Annotated in this window: 14 protein-coding genes; 4 read left to right on the top strand and 10 right to left on the bottom strand. The window is 64.9% G+C overall.

Annotated features, from left to right (window positions below; all coding sequences use genetic code 11):
- Positions 1-115 precede the first annotated feature (115 nt).
- The 6 genes from BLV47_RS24195 to BLV47_RS24170 form a co-directional block, all read right to left on the bottom strand.
- The gene (locus BLV47_RS24195) at positions 116-751 is read right to left on the bottom strand and encodes an NADH:ubiquinone oxidoreductase subunit N (RefSeq protein ID WP_092318418.1); all 636 of its coding nucleotides are present in this window, start codon (positions 749-751) and stop codon (positions 116-118) included.
- A gap of 92 nt (positions 752-843) precedes the next feature.
- Positions 844-2,292, bottom strand: coding sequence for an efflux transporter outer membrane subunit (locus BLV47_RS24190; RefSeq protein WP_092318416.1), 1,449 nt, complete (start codon positions 2,290-2,292; stop codon positions 844-846).
- Positions 2,289-3,179, bottom strand: coding sequence for an efflux RND transporter periplasmic adaptor subunit (locus BLV47_RS24185; RefSeq protein ID WP_092318414.1), 891 nt, complete (start codon positions 3,177-3,179; stop codon positions 2,289-2,291). Before BLV47_RS24185 ends, BLV47_RS24190 begins: the two co-directional genes overlap by 4 nt.
- The gene (locus BLV47_RS24180) at positions 3,176-3,385 is read right to left on the bottom strand and encodes a DUF1656 domain-containing protein (protein ID WP_011058538.1); all 210 of its coding nucleotides are present in this window, start codon (positions 3,383-3,385) and stop codon (positions 3,176-3,178) included. Before BLV47_RS24180 ends, BLV47_RS24185 begins: the two co-directional genes overlap by 4 nt.
- Positions 3,382-5,469 carry an FUSC family protein gene (locus tag BLV47_RS24175; RefSeq protein WP_092318412.1) on the bottom strand — a complete coding sequence of 696 codons (2,088 nt, stop codon included), beginning with the start codon at positions 5,467-5,469 and terminating at the stop codon, positions 3,382-3,384. The genes BLV47_RS24180 and BLV47_RS24175 overlap by 4 nt, the downstream gene beginning before the upstream one ends.
- Positions 5,466-5,894: a MarR family winged helix-turn-helix transcriptional regulator gene (locus tag BLV47_RS24170; protein WP_092318410.1), complete on the bottom strand. Its 429-nt coding sequence runs from the start codon at positions 5,892-5,894 to the stop codon at positions 5,466-5,468. Before BLV47_RS24170 ends, BLV47_RS24175 begins: the two co-directional genes overlap by 4 nt.
- A gap of 197 nt (positions 5,895-6,091) precedes the next feature.
- On the opposite strand from BLV47_RS24170, the gene BLV47_RS24165 reads away from it, so the two are divergent.
- Positions 6,092-6,370 carry an antitoxin of toxin-antitoxin stability system gene (locus BLV47_RS24165; protein WP_092318408.1) on the top strand — a complete coding sequence of 93 codons (279 nt, stop codon included), beginning with the start codon at positions 6,092-6,094 and terminating at the stop codon, positions 6,368-6,370.
- Complete coding sequence (locus tag BLV47_RS24160; protein ID WP_016967887.1) at positions 6,367-6,648, top strand: type II toxin-antitoxin system RelE/ParE family toxin; 282 nt, start codon at positions 6,367-6,369, stop codon at positions 6,646-6,648. Before BLV47_RS24165 ends, BLV47_RS24160 begins: the two co-directional genes overlap by 4 nt.
- Here the strand turns inward: BLV47_RS24160 and BLV47_RS24155 are convergent.
- The 3 genes from BLV47_RS24155 to BLV47_RS24145 all read right to left on the bottom strand — a co-directional run bounded on the left by BLV47_RS24155 (position 6,645) and on the right by BLV47_RS24145 (position 9,086).
- The gene (locus BLV47_RS24155) at positions 6,645-6,890 is read right to left on the bottom strand and encodes a DUF2789 domain-containing protein (RefSeq protein ID WP_092318406.1); all 246 of its coding nucleotides are present in this window, start codon (positions 6,888-6,890) and stop codon (positions 6,645-6,647) included. The two genes, BLV47_RS24160 and BLV47_RS24155, sit on opposite strands and share 4 nt — an antisense overlap.
- A 14-nt stretch (positions 6,891-6,904) precedes the next feature.
- Positions 6,905-7,366 carry an aminoacyl-tRNA deacylase gene (locus tag BLV47_RS24150; RefSeq protein WP_092318404.1) on the bottom strand — a complete coding sequence of 154 codons (462 nt, stop codon included), beginning with the start codon at positions 7,364-7,366 and terminating at the stop codon, positions 6,905-6,907.
- A gap of 109 nt (positions 7,367-7,475) precedes the next feature.
- Positions 7,476-9,086 carry a glycosyltransferase family 39 protein gene (locus tag BLV47_RS24145; protein WP_092318402.1) on the bottom strand — a complete coding sequence of 537 codons (1,611 nt, stop codon included), beginning with the start codon at positions 9,084-9,086 and terminating at the stop codon, positions 7,476-7,478.
- A 321-nt stretch (positions 9,087-9,407) separates the two neighbouring features.
- Here BLV47_RS24145 and BLV47_RS24140 point away from each other — a divergent pair, with 321 nt between their 5' ends.
- Positions 9,408-11,606 carry a PA5441 family protein gene (locus BLV47_RS24140; RefSeq protein ID WP_092318400.1) on the top strand — a complete coding sequence of 733 codons (2,199 nt, stop codon included), beginning with the start codon at positions 9,408-9,410 and terminating at the stop codon, positions 11,604-11,606.
- Positions 11,576-12,325, top strand: coding sequence for a DUF3142 domain-containing protein (locus BLV47_RS24135; RefSeq protein ID WP_092318398.1), 750 nt, complete (start codon positions 11,576-11,578; stop codon positions 12,323-12,325). Before BLV47_RS24140 ends, BLV47_RS24135 begins: the two co-directional genes overlap by 31 nt.
- 15 nt (positions 12,326-12,340) lie before the next feature.
- Here the strand turns inward: BLV47_RS24135 and BLV47_RS24130 are convergent, their stop codons facing one another.
- Positions 12,341-14,806 carry a TonB-dependent siderophore receptor gene (locus tag BLV47_RS24130; RefSeq protein ID WP_092318396.1) on the bottom strand — a complete coding sequence of 822 codons (2,466 nt, stop codon included), beginning with the start codon at positions 14,804-14,806 and terminating at the stop codon, positions 12,341-12,343.
- Between the last annotated feature and the right edge of the window lie 4 nt (positions 14,807-14,810).

Below are 14,810 nucleotides of genomic sequence, written 5' to 3'. Positions count from 1 at the left end.
AAACCGGCGCAGATTACCATTGGCGGCCAAAGCTAAACCAGCTGCAAGCTGCAAGCCAGAGGCAGCAGGTGGCTTGCGGCTTGCGGCTTGCGGCTTGCGGCTTGCGGCTTGCGGCTCAGGAGTATTGGACTTCCAGGGCATCGAGTTGATGGTCGAAGCTTTTGAGGCGCGCGCTCCAGGTGTACACCAGGACCTCGAAATCCCGGTCGATCACCATGCTGTTGCCCCGGGACTCGCCCCGGGGGTCGCAGAAGTCCAGCTGATAGCGTTCCCGGGCCATAGCGGTGGCGACGTCCGACAGCTCGCGGGCATTGCTCAGCCAGTGGTGGCCGTCGTCGGCCTGCTTGTCGAGCAGCATGCACTGCTTCTTCAAGGCCTCCAGGCTCTTTTCCAGCGGGGTGCCGGTCAGCTCGCCCATGACTTCGGCGAAGGTCCGCCCCGGTTGCCAGTAGCTGCCCCAGAAATAGCGGTCGAACACGGTTTCGACCCGGCGCAGGGCCACTTTGGTGTCCCAGATCACCACCAGGGTCTTGCTCTGTTCGAGCTGTCGCTTCTTGATTTTCTGATTCTGCCAGGAGGCCCAGGCCACCACGCCGATGGCCATCACCGCGATCAGCGCGCTGGCGCTGTCGAGAAAGACCATGGCCTTGTCGATCTGATGGGCCAGCATGATGCCGTAGAAATAGGTGGCAGAGAGCAGCACCAGCGCACAGAGCGCGCACCAGAAGCCCGGAGCATAAGGGTTTTTCATTATTGGAATCCCCATGACCATCACATGCTTTGATCGGTTGCAAACCCCGTTGCACCGCGGGCTTTGCAACTGTTCAAAGCATAGCAACGGCCTCAGGGTTTGATCGGCTGCGAGGCTTGCGTTCGTCCGCTTTCCCAGCCACCACCCAGGGCCAGGAACAGATCGATCTGACTCATTGCCACCTGGGTATTGGCTGCCGCCAGTTGCGCGCGCATGTCGGTGTAGGTGCGGGTGGCTTGCAAGTCGGCGAGGAAGGACGCGCGCCCGGCCTGGAAGAAGCGGTGGGTCTGGTCCGCCGCCCGTTGCGCCGACTGCTCGGCGTCTGCCAGGGCCTCGCGGCGTTGCAGTTGCGCACTGTACTGGGCCAGGCCGGTCTGGGTTTCGCGAATGGCGTTGAGCACCACCCCGTCGAAATGCGCCAGGGCGCCCTGGCTCGCGGCCTCGGCCTCATGAATGCGCTCGCGGGCGCCGTTGGCCGGCACCGTCCAGCTGATCAGCGGGCCGAAGCCCCAGCGGTTGGTGGACGGCTTGCCCAGGTTGTCGAGAATGCCCACGGTGCCGACCGTCGCGCCGATGCTGATGTCCGGGTACAGGGCCCCGGTGGCCACGCCGATGCGTGCGGTGGCCGCGGCCAGTTGGCGCTCGGCCTGGCGTACATCGGGACGGCGCTTGAGCAGCGCCGCGCCGTCGCCCACCGGCAACAGTTGGGCAATGTGCGGTAACTCGGCGCAACTGCTGGTGCCAGCGGGCAACTGATCCACCGGCCTGGCCAGCAGCATCGACAGGCGAAACAGCCCCGACTGGCGCGCGGCTTCATAGCGCGGCAGCTCGGCGCGCAGGGACTTGAACTGGGTCTGGGAGCGGGTGACCTGGGTTTCGTCGCCACGCCCGGCGTCGCGCAGACGCTGGGTCAGTTCGGTGCTCTGGGCTTGCAGGCTCAGGGAGTGCTCGGCGATTTCCCGCTCTTCGTTGGCCGCACAGACCTGGGTGTAGGCCCGCACCACATCCGCCACCAGGGTGATGCGCGCGGTATCGGCCGCGGCCTGGGTCGCATCGGCATTGGCCTGGGCCGCCTCGATGCCGCGCTGCAAGGTGCCGAACAGGTCGAATTGGTAAGAGGTGCTGATGGACAGGTTGCCGACGTTGGCCACCGGCACTTTTTCCGGCAGCAGGAAGGCTTCGCCGGACTCCTGCAGGCGCTCGACCCCGGCCTTGACCCCGCCGCTCCAGCCGCCGGCGGCCTGGGCTTCATCCACCTGGGCCCGAGCGCGAGCCAGGTTGGCCGCGGCCACCCGCAAGTCGGTGTTGGACGCCAGGGCCTGCTGCACCAGCTGGTCCAGGCGCGGGTCCTGGTACAGCCGCCACCAGTCGGCGGGCACCGGCGCCGACACCACATTGGCGCCCTTGGCGCTCAATGCGCCCTGCAGGTCCTGGCGTTGCAGCGCCGCATCCTTGGGCAGCCGGTAGTCCGGCCCGACCATCTGGCAGGCCGAGAGCAGCAGGCCGAGCCCGGCCAGGGCCAAACGTGCGCCATAGTTCATTGGCCGGGCTCCCGCTTGGCCTGATCGTCGAGGATCGACACCGTGGCGGTACGCCCGGCGATCATGCGAAAGTCCGCCGGCACCTCATCGAAGGCGATCCGTACCGGAATCCGTTGCGCCAGGCGCACCCAGCTGAAGGCCGGATTGACGTTGGGCAACAGGTTGGAGCCGCTACTGCGATCACGGTCCTCGATCCCGGCGACGATGCTTTCCACATGCCCGCGCAGCCGCGCGCGGTCGCCGATCACGCGAATATCCACCGCCTGGCCGAGATGGATGCCATCGAGCTTGGTTTCTTCGAAGTAACCATCGATATGGAAGGAATTGCTGTCCACCACCGACAGCACCGGGCGGCCGGCGGTGACGAATTCCTGAGTGCGTGGCGCACGGTCGTTGACGTAGCCGTCCACCGGGCTGCGCACCACCGAACGATCGAGGTTGAGCTGGGCGCTGTCCACCGCCACCTGGGCCTCGGCCAGGGCCGACTGGGCGCGGGCCTCGCGGGACTGGCTTTCTTCCAGTTGCTCGCGCGGCACCAGGTTGCCCAGGCCACGGTTGCGCTTGGCCTCGCGCTGGGCCTGGGCCAGGGTTTCCTGACGGTCGGCCAGGGCCGCCCTGGCTTGGCGCAGGGCCAGCTTGAAGCGGTCCTGGTCGATGCTGAACAGCACCTGGCCGCGCTTGACCAACTGGTTGTCGCGCACCTCCACTTGCTGGATCAGCCCGGACACGTCCGGGGCGATCTGCACGATATCGGCGCGGATGTGCCCGTCCCGGGTCCAGGGCGCGAACATGTAGTACATCACCATGCGCCAGACCACCACGACCGCGAAGGTCACCACCAATAACGTCAGGACCACACGGCCAATGGTCAATAAGGGTTTTTTCATGTCATCAGGTATCGACTGAGAGAGTCCACCGCGCCCAGCAGCAGCGCGTAAAGACCGACGTTGAACAGCGCCCGGTGCCAGACCAGACGATAAAAGTGCAAGCGCGTCAGCACCCCGTGCACCAGCAGGTACAAGCCATAGGTGATGCCCATCAGCACCAGCAGCGTGGGCAGGAACACCCCGCTGATATCCAGATCACCGATCACAAGGGCGCTCCATCGATGCCATGGGGAAAGGGTTGTTCAAGCTCGCCGGTGGCGACGAATTCCACCCCCGGCAGCAGCGCCAGACGCAGGCCGCTGAGGGCGTGCAACAGGTGCAGGCGGGTTTCGTCGTCGCCTTGCAGGCCCTGGCTGCCCAAGGCCCGGCGGGTGCGATCCAGCGTCATCAACAAGCCGCCGGGAGCCGGCAGGCGCTCGCCGGCCTTGAGGCAGGCCTTGAAGTAGTCGCCGACCTCGGCCACCACCTGGCGCAGCAGGGCCTGGGCCAGGCCCCGCACCCGCGGCGCGTAGGCCAGCAGGTCCAGCACATTGAGCGCCACCCGCAGCTCGCGCAGGGCGGCGCCGGTGTCCTGGCCGGTAATGGCCAGGCGCGGCAGGTGCTGCATCAGCCGGTCGAGCATCTGCGCGGCCATGTGCCGGTGCTCGGCCAGGGTTGCGGGCTCGGAAAGGCTGACAATGTCGCGCCAGCTGAAGCGGGTCAGGCGCTTGGCCGCCAGCTCCGAGCCGAACGGCCGGGCGATCAGGGTCCAGACAAAGGCGAACAGCAGGCCCATGGGCCCGGCCAGGTTGGAGTTGGCAAAACTCAGGAAGTCCGCGTCGTAGGCACCCTGGATACTGATGAAGGACGAGGTGTTGACGATGGTCAGGAGCATGCCCAGGTAGAAGCGTGGCTGTACCGTCAGGGTGCCGACGCAGATAAAGGGCACGGCGAAGGCCAGCACCAGCATCGGAAAGTCGTGCAGGTTGGGCAGGATCAAAAACAGGTAGAGGCTGGCGAACAGCACCGACATCGCGGTCCAGAAGAAGAACCGGTAGATCTGCGGCGCCGGGTCGTCCATCGAGGCGAAGAAGCTGCAGGCCACCGCCGCGAGAATCACTGCGCTGCCGCCGTCGGTCCAGCCCAGGAGGATCCACAGCACCGAGGCGACGATGATCGCCAGCACCGTCGAGCCCGCCGAATACAGCATCAGCCCGCGGTCGAGAAACGGCGTCAGCCGGCCCAGGCGCCAATGCCGGTAGACCGCGCGCCAGGTGTCCTGGCTTTCGCACTGGATGGCGTGCTGCAGGCTGCGGCAGTCCTGCCAGAGGTCGATCCACTCGCCGAGGCGATACAGGGCATTGGAGAACAGCAACTGGCGCCGGTCATCCAAGGCTTCGGCGCTGGGCTGCAGGGCTTCGAGTTCGTTGCGCAGGGCTTGCCAGTGCTCCACCGAGGCGTCCCGGGCAGTGCCTTGCAGCCAGGCCTCGGCCTTGGCCAGCAAGGGGGCGAACTGCGCTACCAGTTCCGGGGTCCGTCGTTCCAGGGCATACAGGGCGTCATCCAGGGCATCCACCACGGGCAGCAGGTGGATCATCCGCCCGCGCAACTCCTTGGTGTTGCGTACCGTCTGTGGCCGGGTGCCTTCGTGGGGCAACTGGCCAATCATCAGCTCCAGGGTGTTGAAGGTGCCCACCATCGAGGCACGCAAGGCGCTGACTTCCTCAGGCTGGACGTTGCGAGCCAGGAAGCGCTGGCTGTAGAGCGCGGCATCGGCGAACCACTTGCCGGCGGAGTCGACGAACACCGGGGCCAGCCGCCGGGGCCAGAACAGGCTGCCGATGACCGCGGCGCAAATGATGCCGAGGAAGATTTCCTCGGTCCGCGCCTCGGCCACGTCCCACACCGCCAGGGGGTTGTCCACCACCGGCAGGGCAATCAGCGGCAGGGTGTAGCCGGCCAGCATCAGGGCGTAGTTGTTGGCGGTGCGCAGGTGCATGGACAGGAACAGCAGGATCCCGGTCCACAGGGCAATGATCAGCACCAGCACATAGGGACTCTGCACGAACATCGGCACCAGCAGCACGGCGGCGGCCGCACCGATAAAAGTACCGATCGCCCGGTACAGCGCCTTGGAGCTGGTGGGGCCGACAAAGGGGCTGGAAACGATGTACACCGTGGCCATGGCCCAATAGGGACGGGGCATCTGCATCAGCATGGCGATGTACAGGGCGATCATCGAGGCGGCGAAGGTGCGCACGCCGTAGAACCAGTCCCGTGCGGGGGGCATGCCGGTAAAGAAGCCTTTCAAGATGGCAGCACCGGCCCATGGCTGGCGGACTCGAAGGCGCGGATCACCCGCAGCGCGGCTTCCAGGTCGGTGCTGCTGATGCCTTCCAGGACTTCATGACGCAGGCGCACCAGCTCGCTTTCCACCGCCTGCACCAACTCGCGGCCGCTGTCGGTCAGGCTCAGGCACTTGGCCCGGCGATCGTTGGGGTCTTCACTGCGGCACACGTAGCCGGCGCCGCACAGCTGGTCCAGCAGGCGCACCAGCGACGGGCTTTCCATCCCCGCGGCCTGGGCCACGGTGACTTGGCGCACGCCCTCCCCCAGGCGCCCGATCATCAACAGGGGCACCGCGCAGGCTTCGGAAATGCCGAAATTGACCAGGGTGCTCTGGCAGATCCGCCGCCAATGCCGCGACGCGACCACCATGCCACTGCTGATGTTCATGTGGAGTGATTCAAGGGAGTTGGGCACAAGACTGTTCGCACACTGTTAGTTTGCTAACTATCAATATGGCATCGACGAATAAATCCAGTCAAGTTTTGTAACAAATACCTCGGCCAAGCCTTGGATCCAGCGCCTACAAAACAGAGAAAGTACTGAAAGGGTATATACTTTTTCAGTACTTTTTGAGGAGCAGGCTCATGCCCAAGCACGCCATCTTTACGATGAAACTGGAAACTGAACTGCGGGATCAGTTTATGGCGGAGGCACAGGCCGCACATCGCCCAGCCTCACAGATCGTGCGTGAGTTGATGCGCGAATTCGTGCAAAAACAGCACGAATCCCGAGAGTACGAGGCCTTCCTGCAACAGAAAGTCCTGCTGGCTCGAGCCTCCGTAGACGCTCAACGCGGGCACAACCATGAAGAGGTAGAGGCAGAGTTCGCTGCCCGTCGCGTTCGGGCATCGAGGCTGGAATGAAGGTTGTCTGGGTTCCCGAAGCCGTACAGGACCGCATGGATATCTGGGACTACCTGCATGCACTCAACCCGAGGGCTGCGGTCGACATGGACAGGCGCTTCAGCGAATGCGTCGGTCATCTGATCCTCAACCCGCAGATCGGCTCCACGGGACTTGTGGCAGGAACCCGTGAACTGATTCCCCACCCGAGCTATCGCCTGGTCTATCAGATAAGCCAGGACCACGTCTGGATCCTGGCCCTGGTCCACACCGCTCGCCAATGGCCGCCACCGACCTAGCCCCCGCGCCCCTTCCTCAACAACACATCCAACTGATCCACCACCTCGGCCCAATCGGCGTCATCCAGCACTTCATCGCGCAGGAAATCCGCCTGGCTCTTGCTCCAGAAGAACGCATCCGCCAGGTGCAGCTCCGGTTTCAGCGGCGAATGGGTGGCGATGAAACGATCGATACTCTCCGGGTCATCGGCCAGCCCCAACTGTTTGAACAACGCCGGCAGATTGTGGGTCGGTGCTTCCATGGTCGGGCTCCTGATCAGCGCGAGACTTCGCAGACTTCGGCGTGGGGCACCAGCTTCAGGTACTGGGCCATGCTCAAGTGCACCAGGTTGTGGTGGTTGCCGGCTTCCAGGTAGATGTCTTTCTGCCGGGTCAGCAGCGGGTCGATCACCACGTCCAGCCCATAGGACTCGCCCAGGGCCGGCACGGCGCCGCGCTCGCAATCGTTGAACAGGTGAGCCAGGGTGCTTTCCCGGGTGATCTGCCATTCGCCGCTGCCGCGCACCTTGCCAAGGTCCAGGTGACGACTGGCCGGCAACACCGCCATCAGGTAGTGGCCGTGGTGATCGTCGAGAATCACCGACTTGGCCACCCGTTCCGCCGGCACCCCCGCCACCCGCGCCGTTTCCAGGCTGCTGGCGGAATGGGGGTGGGTCACCAGATCAAACTCGCACGCTGCCTGTTCCAGACTGCGCTGTACGGTTCTTGCCATACGCATGATGCACCTCGGTGCCCCGCGAACGGGGACAGGACTGTGACTCCTGATGCAAGTCTAGGTCGCGCCGCGGAACTCAATGCCCCGAACTTCCGAACGGCACCCTGCGCACTCATTGCCCGGCGCAGGGCGCGCCCGTTGCAGGGCCACAGAGGACAAACAGCCGCGCCCGGGTACCGCCTGCGGCGAACTGAACGATCTTGTGCCAGCCCTGTGGCAACGGCGCGAACTCCTCGGACTGATCGTCCGAACCCACCAGCCAGTAGCGTCCACTGCCCACTGGCAAGGCGCTCAACTGATCCAGGTAGACCTGCTCCGGGTGGTCGATCAGGGTGCCGAAGCCGTAGGCGTTCGGCCTGCTGGAGGCGCCTCCCGGCAGCGGCGGCGTGTAGAGCATCGGCTGGGCATCGGTGCGGTTGTAGTAGATGTAGCTCAGGTACCAGAGCATGTCGCTGATCACGATGCGATCGCCGGCCACGTAGTGCCGGTTGACGTAGTCGACCATCACGCTGATCTGGTCATTGGCGTCGACATCGACATTGTTTTTCAGCCCCACCGCTTCCAGCCCGACAAACCCCAACAACAGCGCCAGCGCCGCCAGCCGGGCCGATTTCAGCCAGCGATCGACGAGCACCGCAATGATCATCGGCATACCCAGGGCATAGGCGGTCAGGTAGCGCTCGATAAACACCGGGGAGGCGAACGACACCGCAAACACCAGCAACAACGGCAGCAGGGTGAAACTCGCCAGCAGCCCGCCGAAGCGGACCGGTGCCCACTTACGCCAGGCCGGTACGCTGCAGAGCGCCAGCAACAGCAGCGGCATGCCCACGAACAACGCCCCGGGCAGGTCGTCGCCCTCGTCCTGGATCAGCAACTGCCAGACCATCGCCGGCAGCGACGACCAGGTCACCGGAGGCTCCCAGCCGACATCGCCGTTGGCCTTCAATTCGTCCATATGCCGCAGCAGGTCCAGCAACTCCGGCACCCAGGGCAGGTACAGCAGCACGATCGCCGCATTCGCCAGCCACCAGGCCGGACGGACGATCAGACGGCCGTCGCCCTCGCCGCGTACGCCCGATACGGCCAGGTACAACCAGTGCGCCAGCACGCAGAAGGCCGTGAAGTAATGGGTGTAGAAGGCCAGGGTCATCAGCAGCGCGTAGCTGACCAGATGGCCCCAGCGCGAGGGTTGGCGCAGCCAGTACACCAGGGCCAGGGTCGCCCCCAACAGCAACAGGCCGAGCAGCGCATACATGCGCACTTCCTGGCTGTAGCGCACGGCCGTGGGCAGCAGCGCCAGCAACACACCGGCGAGAATCGCCGCGCGACGGGTCGCCATGAGCGCCACCAGCCAGACGCCCAGCCCCACGGTGACGATCCCCGGCAGCGCGCTGAAGGTGCGAATGGAAAAGATCCCGTCGCCAAACAGTTCGATCCAGCCGCGCAACAGCATGAAATACAGCGGGGGATGTACGTCGCGGGCCGCATGAACCCAGATATCGCTCAGCGAATACTGACTAAGCACCAGGCTGGAGCCTTCATCGCCCCAGATGGCCGCCGCGGTCAGGTCATAAAAGCGGACGGCCGCCGCCAACAGCAACACCGGCAGCAACCAGTACTCAAGCACCTGGCGCATCAGCCGCTGCGCGCCCTGCTCCCGAGGCACGACGGCCTGCTCTTGCAAACGCCCGATCAACTCCGGCGCTCTGCGAAAATCCATTCCTTGCTCCCCATAAATTCGCATGATCTGGTCGCTCAAACCCCGACAGCATCGTCCTTTGCCTGGAAAACCGCAAAGCTCAGACACGCGGGCAAAAAGCCGCTCATCGAATGTCATGCGCGACTCCTGCCGATTGCCCTCGGGCACCGTGGTCCGGAGCCAGGCCCGGCCATGGATGAACATAGACCGGAGGACAGCAAAGTCGCGTCACAGAACGGCAGATTTTCTAATCAGCGACGTAGGTGCCAGCCGGCGCCTTCTGTATGATTTTCGCCACACTCGGAACCTGCCCTCCCGGCTTTTCTGAATTAAGGACAATTCATGCGCAAGCTTCTGCTCCCGTCATTGACCCTGGCCCTCGCGGCGCTCTGCGCCGGCCAGGCTCAAGCCAGCTCGGACGACATCTGCTCACCGACCTGGAAGCTGTACGCCAATCAGCTGGACGGTTGCAGCAACCTGCCCTTTCTCAGTCCGGGCAACGATAGCCGGGTCAACCTGCGGCTGCTGCTGGCCGACCAGGGCAGCCTGCCCCTGACGCCTCAGCCCCTGAGCCAGGACGAGCTGGGCATGGGGTACGGTCCCGTGCCCTTCATGCACTATCGCCTGCACCCAGCGGAACCCAAGCTCGACCCCGACACCGGCAACCCACCCAAGCCCGGCCCCTCGCCCGCCACCGAGCAGCTCGACAGCCTGCTGCAGGCCGTGGGCCTGCGACGCGACAGCAAGGAAACCGCCGGAGACGCCTTTCTATCCGGGGAGGGCAGCCGCTGCCGCAGCAACTCGGACCCCAGCGCCCTGGCCTTTGTCGAGCAGCTCAACCAGGCGTCACTGAGCCCGGAAGAACGCCAGGCCCTGGCCGAAGCCCGGGTGCAGCTGCTGGCCAGTTGCAGCTGGAACGCCAGCGAAATGAGCCGGCTGCTGCCGGGCAACCTGAACTCGGCAACGGCCAAGACGTTCGCCAGCTACCTGCAGGCCGCCGCCGACTTCTACAGCGGTCGCTTCAGCGAAGCCGGCAACGGTTTTGCCGCGCTCAAGGACAATCCCCAGCCCTGGCTGGCCGAAACCGCGGCCTATATGAGCCCGCGTACCACGCTCAACCTGGCCCAGCAGAACGCCTTCGATGAATGGAGCATGGTCAATCTGGAGCATGTGGACAAAGCCGTCCTGCAACAGGCCGAGGCCGGTTTCGAGGCCTACCTGAAGGCTTATCCACAGGGCCGTTACGCCGTGTCCGCCAGAGGCCTGATCCGCCGTGTGCACTGGCTGACGGGCGACACCCAGGCCCTGGCCGATGACTATGCCCGGCAACTGACCGAGGCACCGGGCACCCCGCGCAACATGCCGCTGGACGATCTGGTGGAAGAAGTCGACTACAAACTGCTGAGCCTGCCCGAAGACCACTTCAAGGCCCCGCTGCTGCTGGCGGTCAAGGACCTGATGCACATGCGCGGCGCCACGCCGGCGGCATTGACCCGCGACACCCTGCAGCAGCAAAAGGCCCTGTTCGCCAGCCAACCGGCGCTGTTCGACTACCTCCAGGCCGCTTTCAGCCTGTATGTCGAACAGCAACCGGCCGCGGCGCTCAAGCAACTGCCCAGCCAGTTGCCGGCGCAACTGGACTACCTGAGCTTCAGCCAGCAGACCCTGCGCGGCCTGGCCCTGCAGGCCCAGCAGGACTGGAAAGGCGCCGAGGCGCTGTGGCTGCAATTGCTGCCCCTGGCCCAGCAACCGCTGCAACGGGAACAGCTGGAACTGGCCCTGGCCTACACCTACGAGCGCAGCGGCCAGCTAGCCAAGGTGTTCGCCGCCGACTCGCCGATCAAGACCGCCCAAGTGCGGGCCATTCTCCTGCGCCAGGTGGCCTCGCCCAAACTGCTGCGCCAACAGGCACAGAAGGCTGACTCGGCAGCGGAACGCAACGCCGCACGCTTTATCCTGCTGTACAAGGACCTGACCCGCGGCCAGTACGCGGCCTTCGGCCAAGACTACGAGCAACTGCCGCCCACCTTGCCCGACGCCAGTCTTGCCGCCAGCCTGGGCTACATCTACCTCGTTACCCCGCCGTTGCAGAACTTCCACTGGAATGGCCCACAGCCCGAAGAGGAAAACCCCGACTACCGCTGCCCGAGCCTGGTGGAGACGGCCGCCCTCCTGCAGCGTGACCCCAAGGCCCCGGCCGGGCTGCTCTGCCTCGGCGAGTTCATGCGCTTCAGTGGCTTCGACCGCATGCCCCTGGATACCCCGCCACCGGCCCAGAACCTGGGTGGTACCCCGGATGCGTTTCCGGGCAAACCGTTCTCGCGGCTCGACGGCTATCAGGTGATCATCAACAACCCCAAGGCCAGCCGTGATGATCGTGCCTACGCCTTGTACCGGGCCATCAACTGCTATGCCTCCTCGGGCCACAACAACTGTGGCGGCGCCGGGGTCGAACCGGCGGTGCGCAAGGCCTGGTTCCGTCAGTTGAAGACCAAGCTGGGAGATACCCAATGGGGCCAGTCACAGCGTTACTACTGGTAGGCATGAGGCGCCTGGGCTTTGGCCTGCTGCCGTTATGGCTGTGCTGGGCAACACCGGCGAACGCCGTGGTGGACGCCGCCGAATACAACGCCTTCTGGTTGTGGAGCGGGGTCAAGACCCAGCCGGTGCTGGGCCAGGCCAAGACCCTGTACATCCTCCAGGGCCAGATCAGCCGCTCGCGGCGCCATCCCGGGCGCGGTGTCGAGCTCATCGCCCAGGGCCTGCCAGTGTCGCGCCTGCCCCAGGAACAGGTGTGGGTGGTATACCGCGCCCACACCCTGGCCTGGACCGAGCCGGTGTATCGCCAGTTGCTCGACCAGGTGCAGCGCTGGCAGGCCACGGGCAGCGCGGTGGTGGGCATCCAGATCGACTTCGACAGCAGCACCCACGATCTCGAACGCTACGGCCATTTCCTCCGCGATCTGCGCCAGCGCCTGCCCGCGCAGTACCGCCTGAGCATCACTGGCCTGATGGACTGGAGCAGCAACGCCGATCCGCAAGCCATCGGCCAGCTCAAGGGCGTGGTGGACGAGGTGGTGGTGCAGACCTATCAGGGCCGCCGGAGCATTTCCAACTACACCGCCTACCTGCCGCGCCTGGACCGCATGGGCCTGCCCTACAAGGTCGGCCTGATCCAGGGTGGCGACTGGCAGGAACCCCAGGCCCTGCGCGACAGCCCCTGGTTCAGGGGCTATGTGGTGTTCTTGCAGAACCCTTAAGAGCAAGGCGTCCCCTTACCAGTCATAGGTCAAACTCGACACCATGGTCCGGCCTTCGCCGTAGTAGCAGTCCCAGATGCTGGTGCAGTTGGCGACGTAGGTCTTGTCGGTGAGGTTCTTCACGTTCAGCGCCAGCTTCACGCCCTTGAACTGCAATGGCGATTTTTCCAGGTCGTAGGTCAGGCTGGCGTCGTACACGGTGTAGGACGGGATCTGGAAAGCGCCGTCGTAATCGGTGCCGTAGCTGCCCTTGACGTAGCGGGTGCCGATACCCGCGCCCAGGCCCGCCAGCGGCGTGTCGCCAAGCAGGGTGTAGTTGAGCCACAGCGACGCGGTCAACGGCGGCATGCCGGCAGGATGCCGCCCCTGGCGACCGTCATTGTCCTTGGTGTACTTGATGTCGTTGCGCGACGCCGAGGCGATCACGTCCAGCGACTCGCCGAGGCTGGCCTTGGCTTCCAGCTCGATGCCCCGGGAGCGTACCGCGCCACTCTGGATGCTGAACCCGGGGTTGGCCAGGTCGGAGGTCAGGATGTTTTCCTGGTCCAGCTGGTAGGCCGACACCTGGACGAAACTCTCCTGGCCCGGTGGCTGGAACTTCACCCCCACTTCGTACTGCTTGCCCGTGGACGGCTCGAAAGCGCTGCGCTGAACACTGGTGCCACTCAACGGCAAGAAGGATTCCGAATAGCTGACAAAGGGCGCCAGCCCGTTGTCGAACAGGTACACCAGCCCACCGCGCCCGGTGAAGGACTGATGCTTGGCGTTGGTATGCCCTCCGTCGAGCGGCGTCTTGTTATCGGTTTCCGCCCAGTCGTTGCGACCGCCCAGCACCAGCACCCACTGCTCGTACTTGATCTGGTCCTGCACATACAGGCCGGTCTGGCTGATGGTGTTGTCCCACTGGTAAGGATTGCCGAAATTCAGCGACTGGCCGTACGTGGGGGTGAACATGTCGAGGATCGGCGGGTTGAAGTCGTACTTGCCGTTGAATTTCGAATTGAAGCGGTAGTAGTCCAGGCCCACCAGCAGGGTATGGCTGAAGGGCCCAGTGTCGAACTCGGCCTGGGCGATGTTATCCACGCCGAAAACCTTGTTGTGCTGCTTCCAGTCGACCCCGTAGCGGGTCATGTAGCGCTGGTCATTGAGCCCGGTCTTGGGATTGCTGACGAACTTGTAGCCGTGCAACGGCGCGCGGTAACGGTCATCGACATCGGCGTAGCGGGCGTTCTGCTTCAGGGTCCAGACATCGTTCAGGCGATGGGAGAACTCGTAGCCGAGGACGAACTGGTCGCGGTCGTAGGCATTGACCCCGGGCTCGCCGAGAAACAAGTCGCGGTCGATCTTGCCGTTGGGGTTGGCGAACACCGTGCCCACACTGGGCAGGCCCTGGGCCTCGGGCACGTCGTTGTCCTTCTGGAACTGGGCGAACAGCGTCAGCTGGGTATCGTCGTCGAGCCGCCAGGTCAGGCTCGGGGCGATGAACTGGCGCTGGCGCTGGACGTAATCGACAGCGTCCTGGCTGTCGCTGGCCAGCCCGGTCAGGCGGTAGAGGAACTGCCCCTGCTCATCCAGCGGCCCGCCCAGGTCCAGGGCGATGCTCTTGTGGTCATAGCTGCCGGCTTCCAGCACCAACTGATGCAAGGGGGTGTCGGTGGGCCGCTTGCTGACCATGTTGACGATCCCGCCCGGCTGGTTCTGCCCGTAGAGCACCGAGGCCGGGCCCTTGAGCACTTCGATGCGCTCCAGGGCATAGGGCTCGATCTGCAGGGCACCGCCAGTGCTACCGCCGCCGTAGGGCAAATGCAGGCCATCGAGGTACATCGGCGTCGGGGAAAAACCGCGGGAGGTGGGTTCGTCGAAAATCTTCACCCGGTCGGAAAAGCCGCCACCGGTCATGCCCGGGGTATAGAGCAGCGCCTCGGTCACGCTCTGGGCGCCGCGGGCCTTGATTTCCCTGGCGCCGATCACGTTGATGGTCTGCGGAATCTCCACCAGCGCCGAGTCGGTCTTGCTCCCGGTGGCGCTGCGCTTGGCGACGATGCCCGGCACCGCGCCCCAGGCACTCTCATCAATCTGGGTGATGCCGACCCGGGTCGGCGCCAGTTGCAGGGCGCCGTCCTGGGGCAAAGGTTGCAGACCCCAACTGCCCCCCCTTTGCACCGCCTGCAGGCCACTGCCGGCGAGCAGGGTCTGTAGGCCCTGCGCCACCTCGTAGCGGCCCTGCAGGCCGGCGCTGTGCTTACCGGCGGTCAGACTTGCATCCACCGACAGAAGTATCCCCGCGGCACCGGCAAAACGGTTCAGGACCTGGTCCAGATTGCCGGCGGCGATCTGGTAGTCCCGCGCCTGGCTGAGGCTGTCGCCGCTGGCCTGGGCCATGCCCGGACACACCGGGGCCATGGCCAGCAGCGCGACAAGGGCGTGGCGGCGGGCAGCGGTGCCCAGGGTCAAAATGGATGCTGTGGTCTGGTAAGGCATTCCT

Origin of the sequence: Pseudomonas saponiphila, from assembly GCF_900105185.1 — a bacterium.
In the GTDB taxonomy this organism is placed as follows: Bacteria; Pseudomonadota; Gammaproteobacteria; order Pseudomonadales; family Pseudomonadaceae; genus Aquipseudomonas; species Aquipseudomonas saponiphila.
The sequence above is the reverse complement of the archived record's forward strand: the minus strand, read 5'-3'. Positions and strand labels throughout refer to the sequence as shown.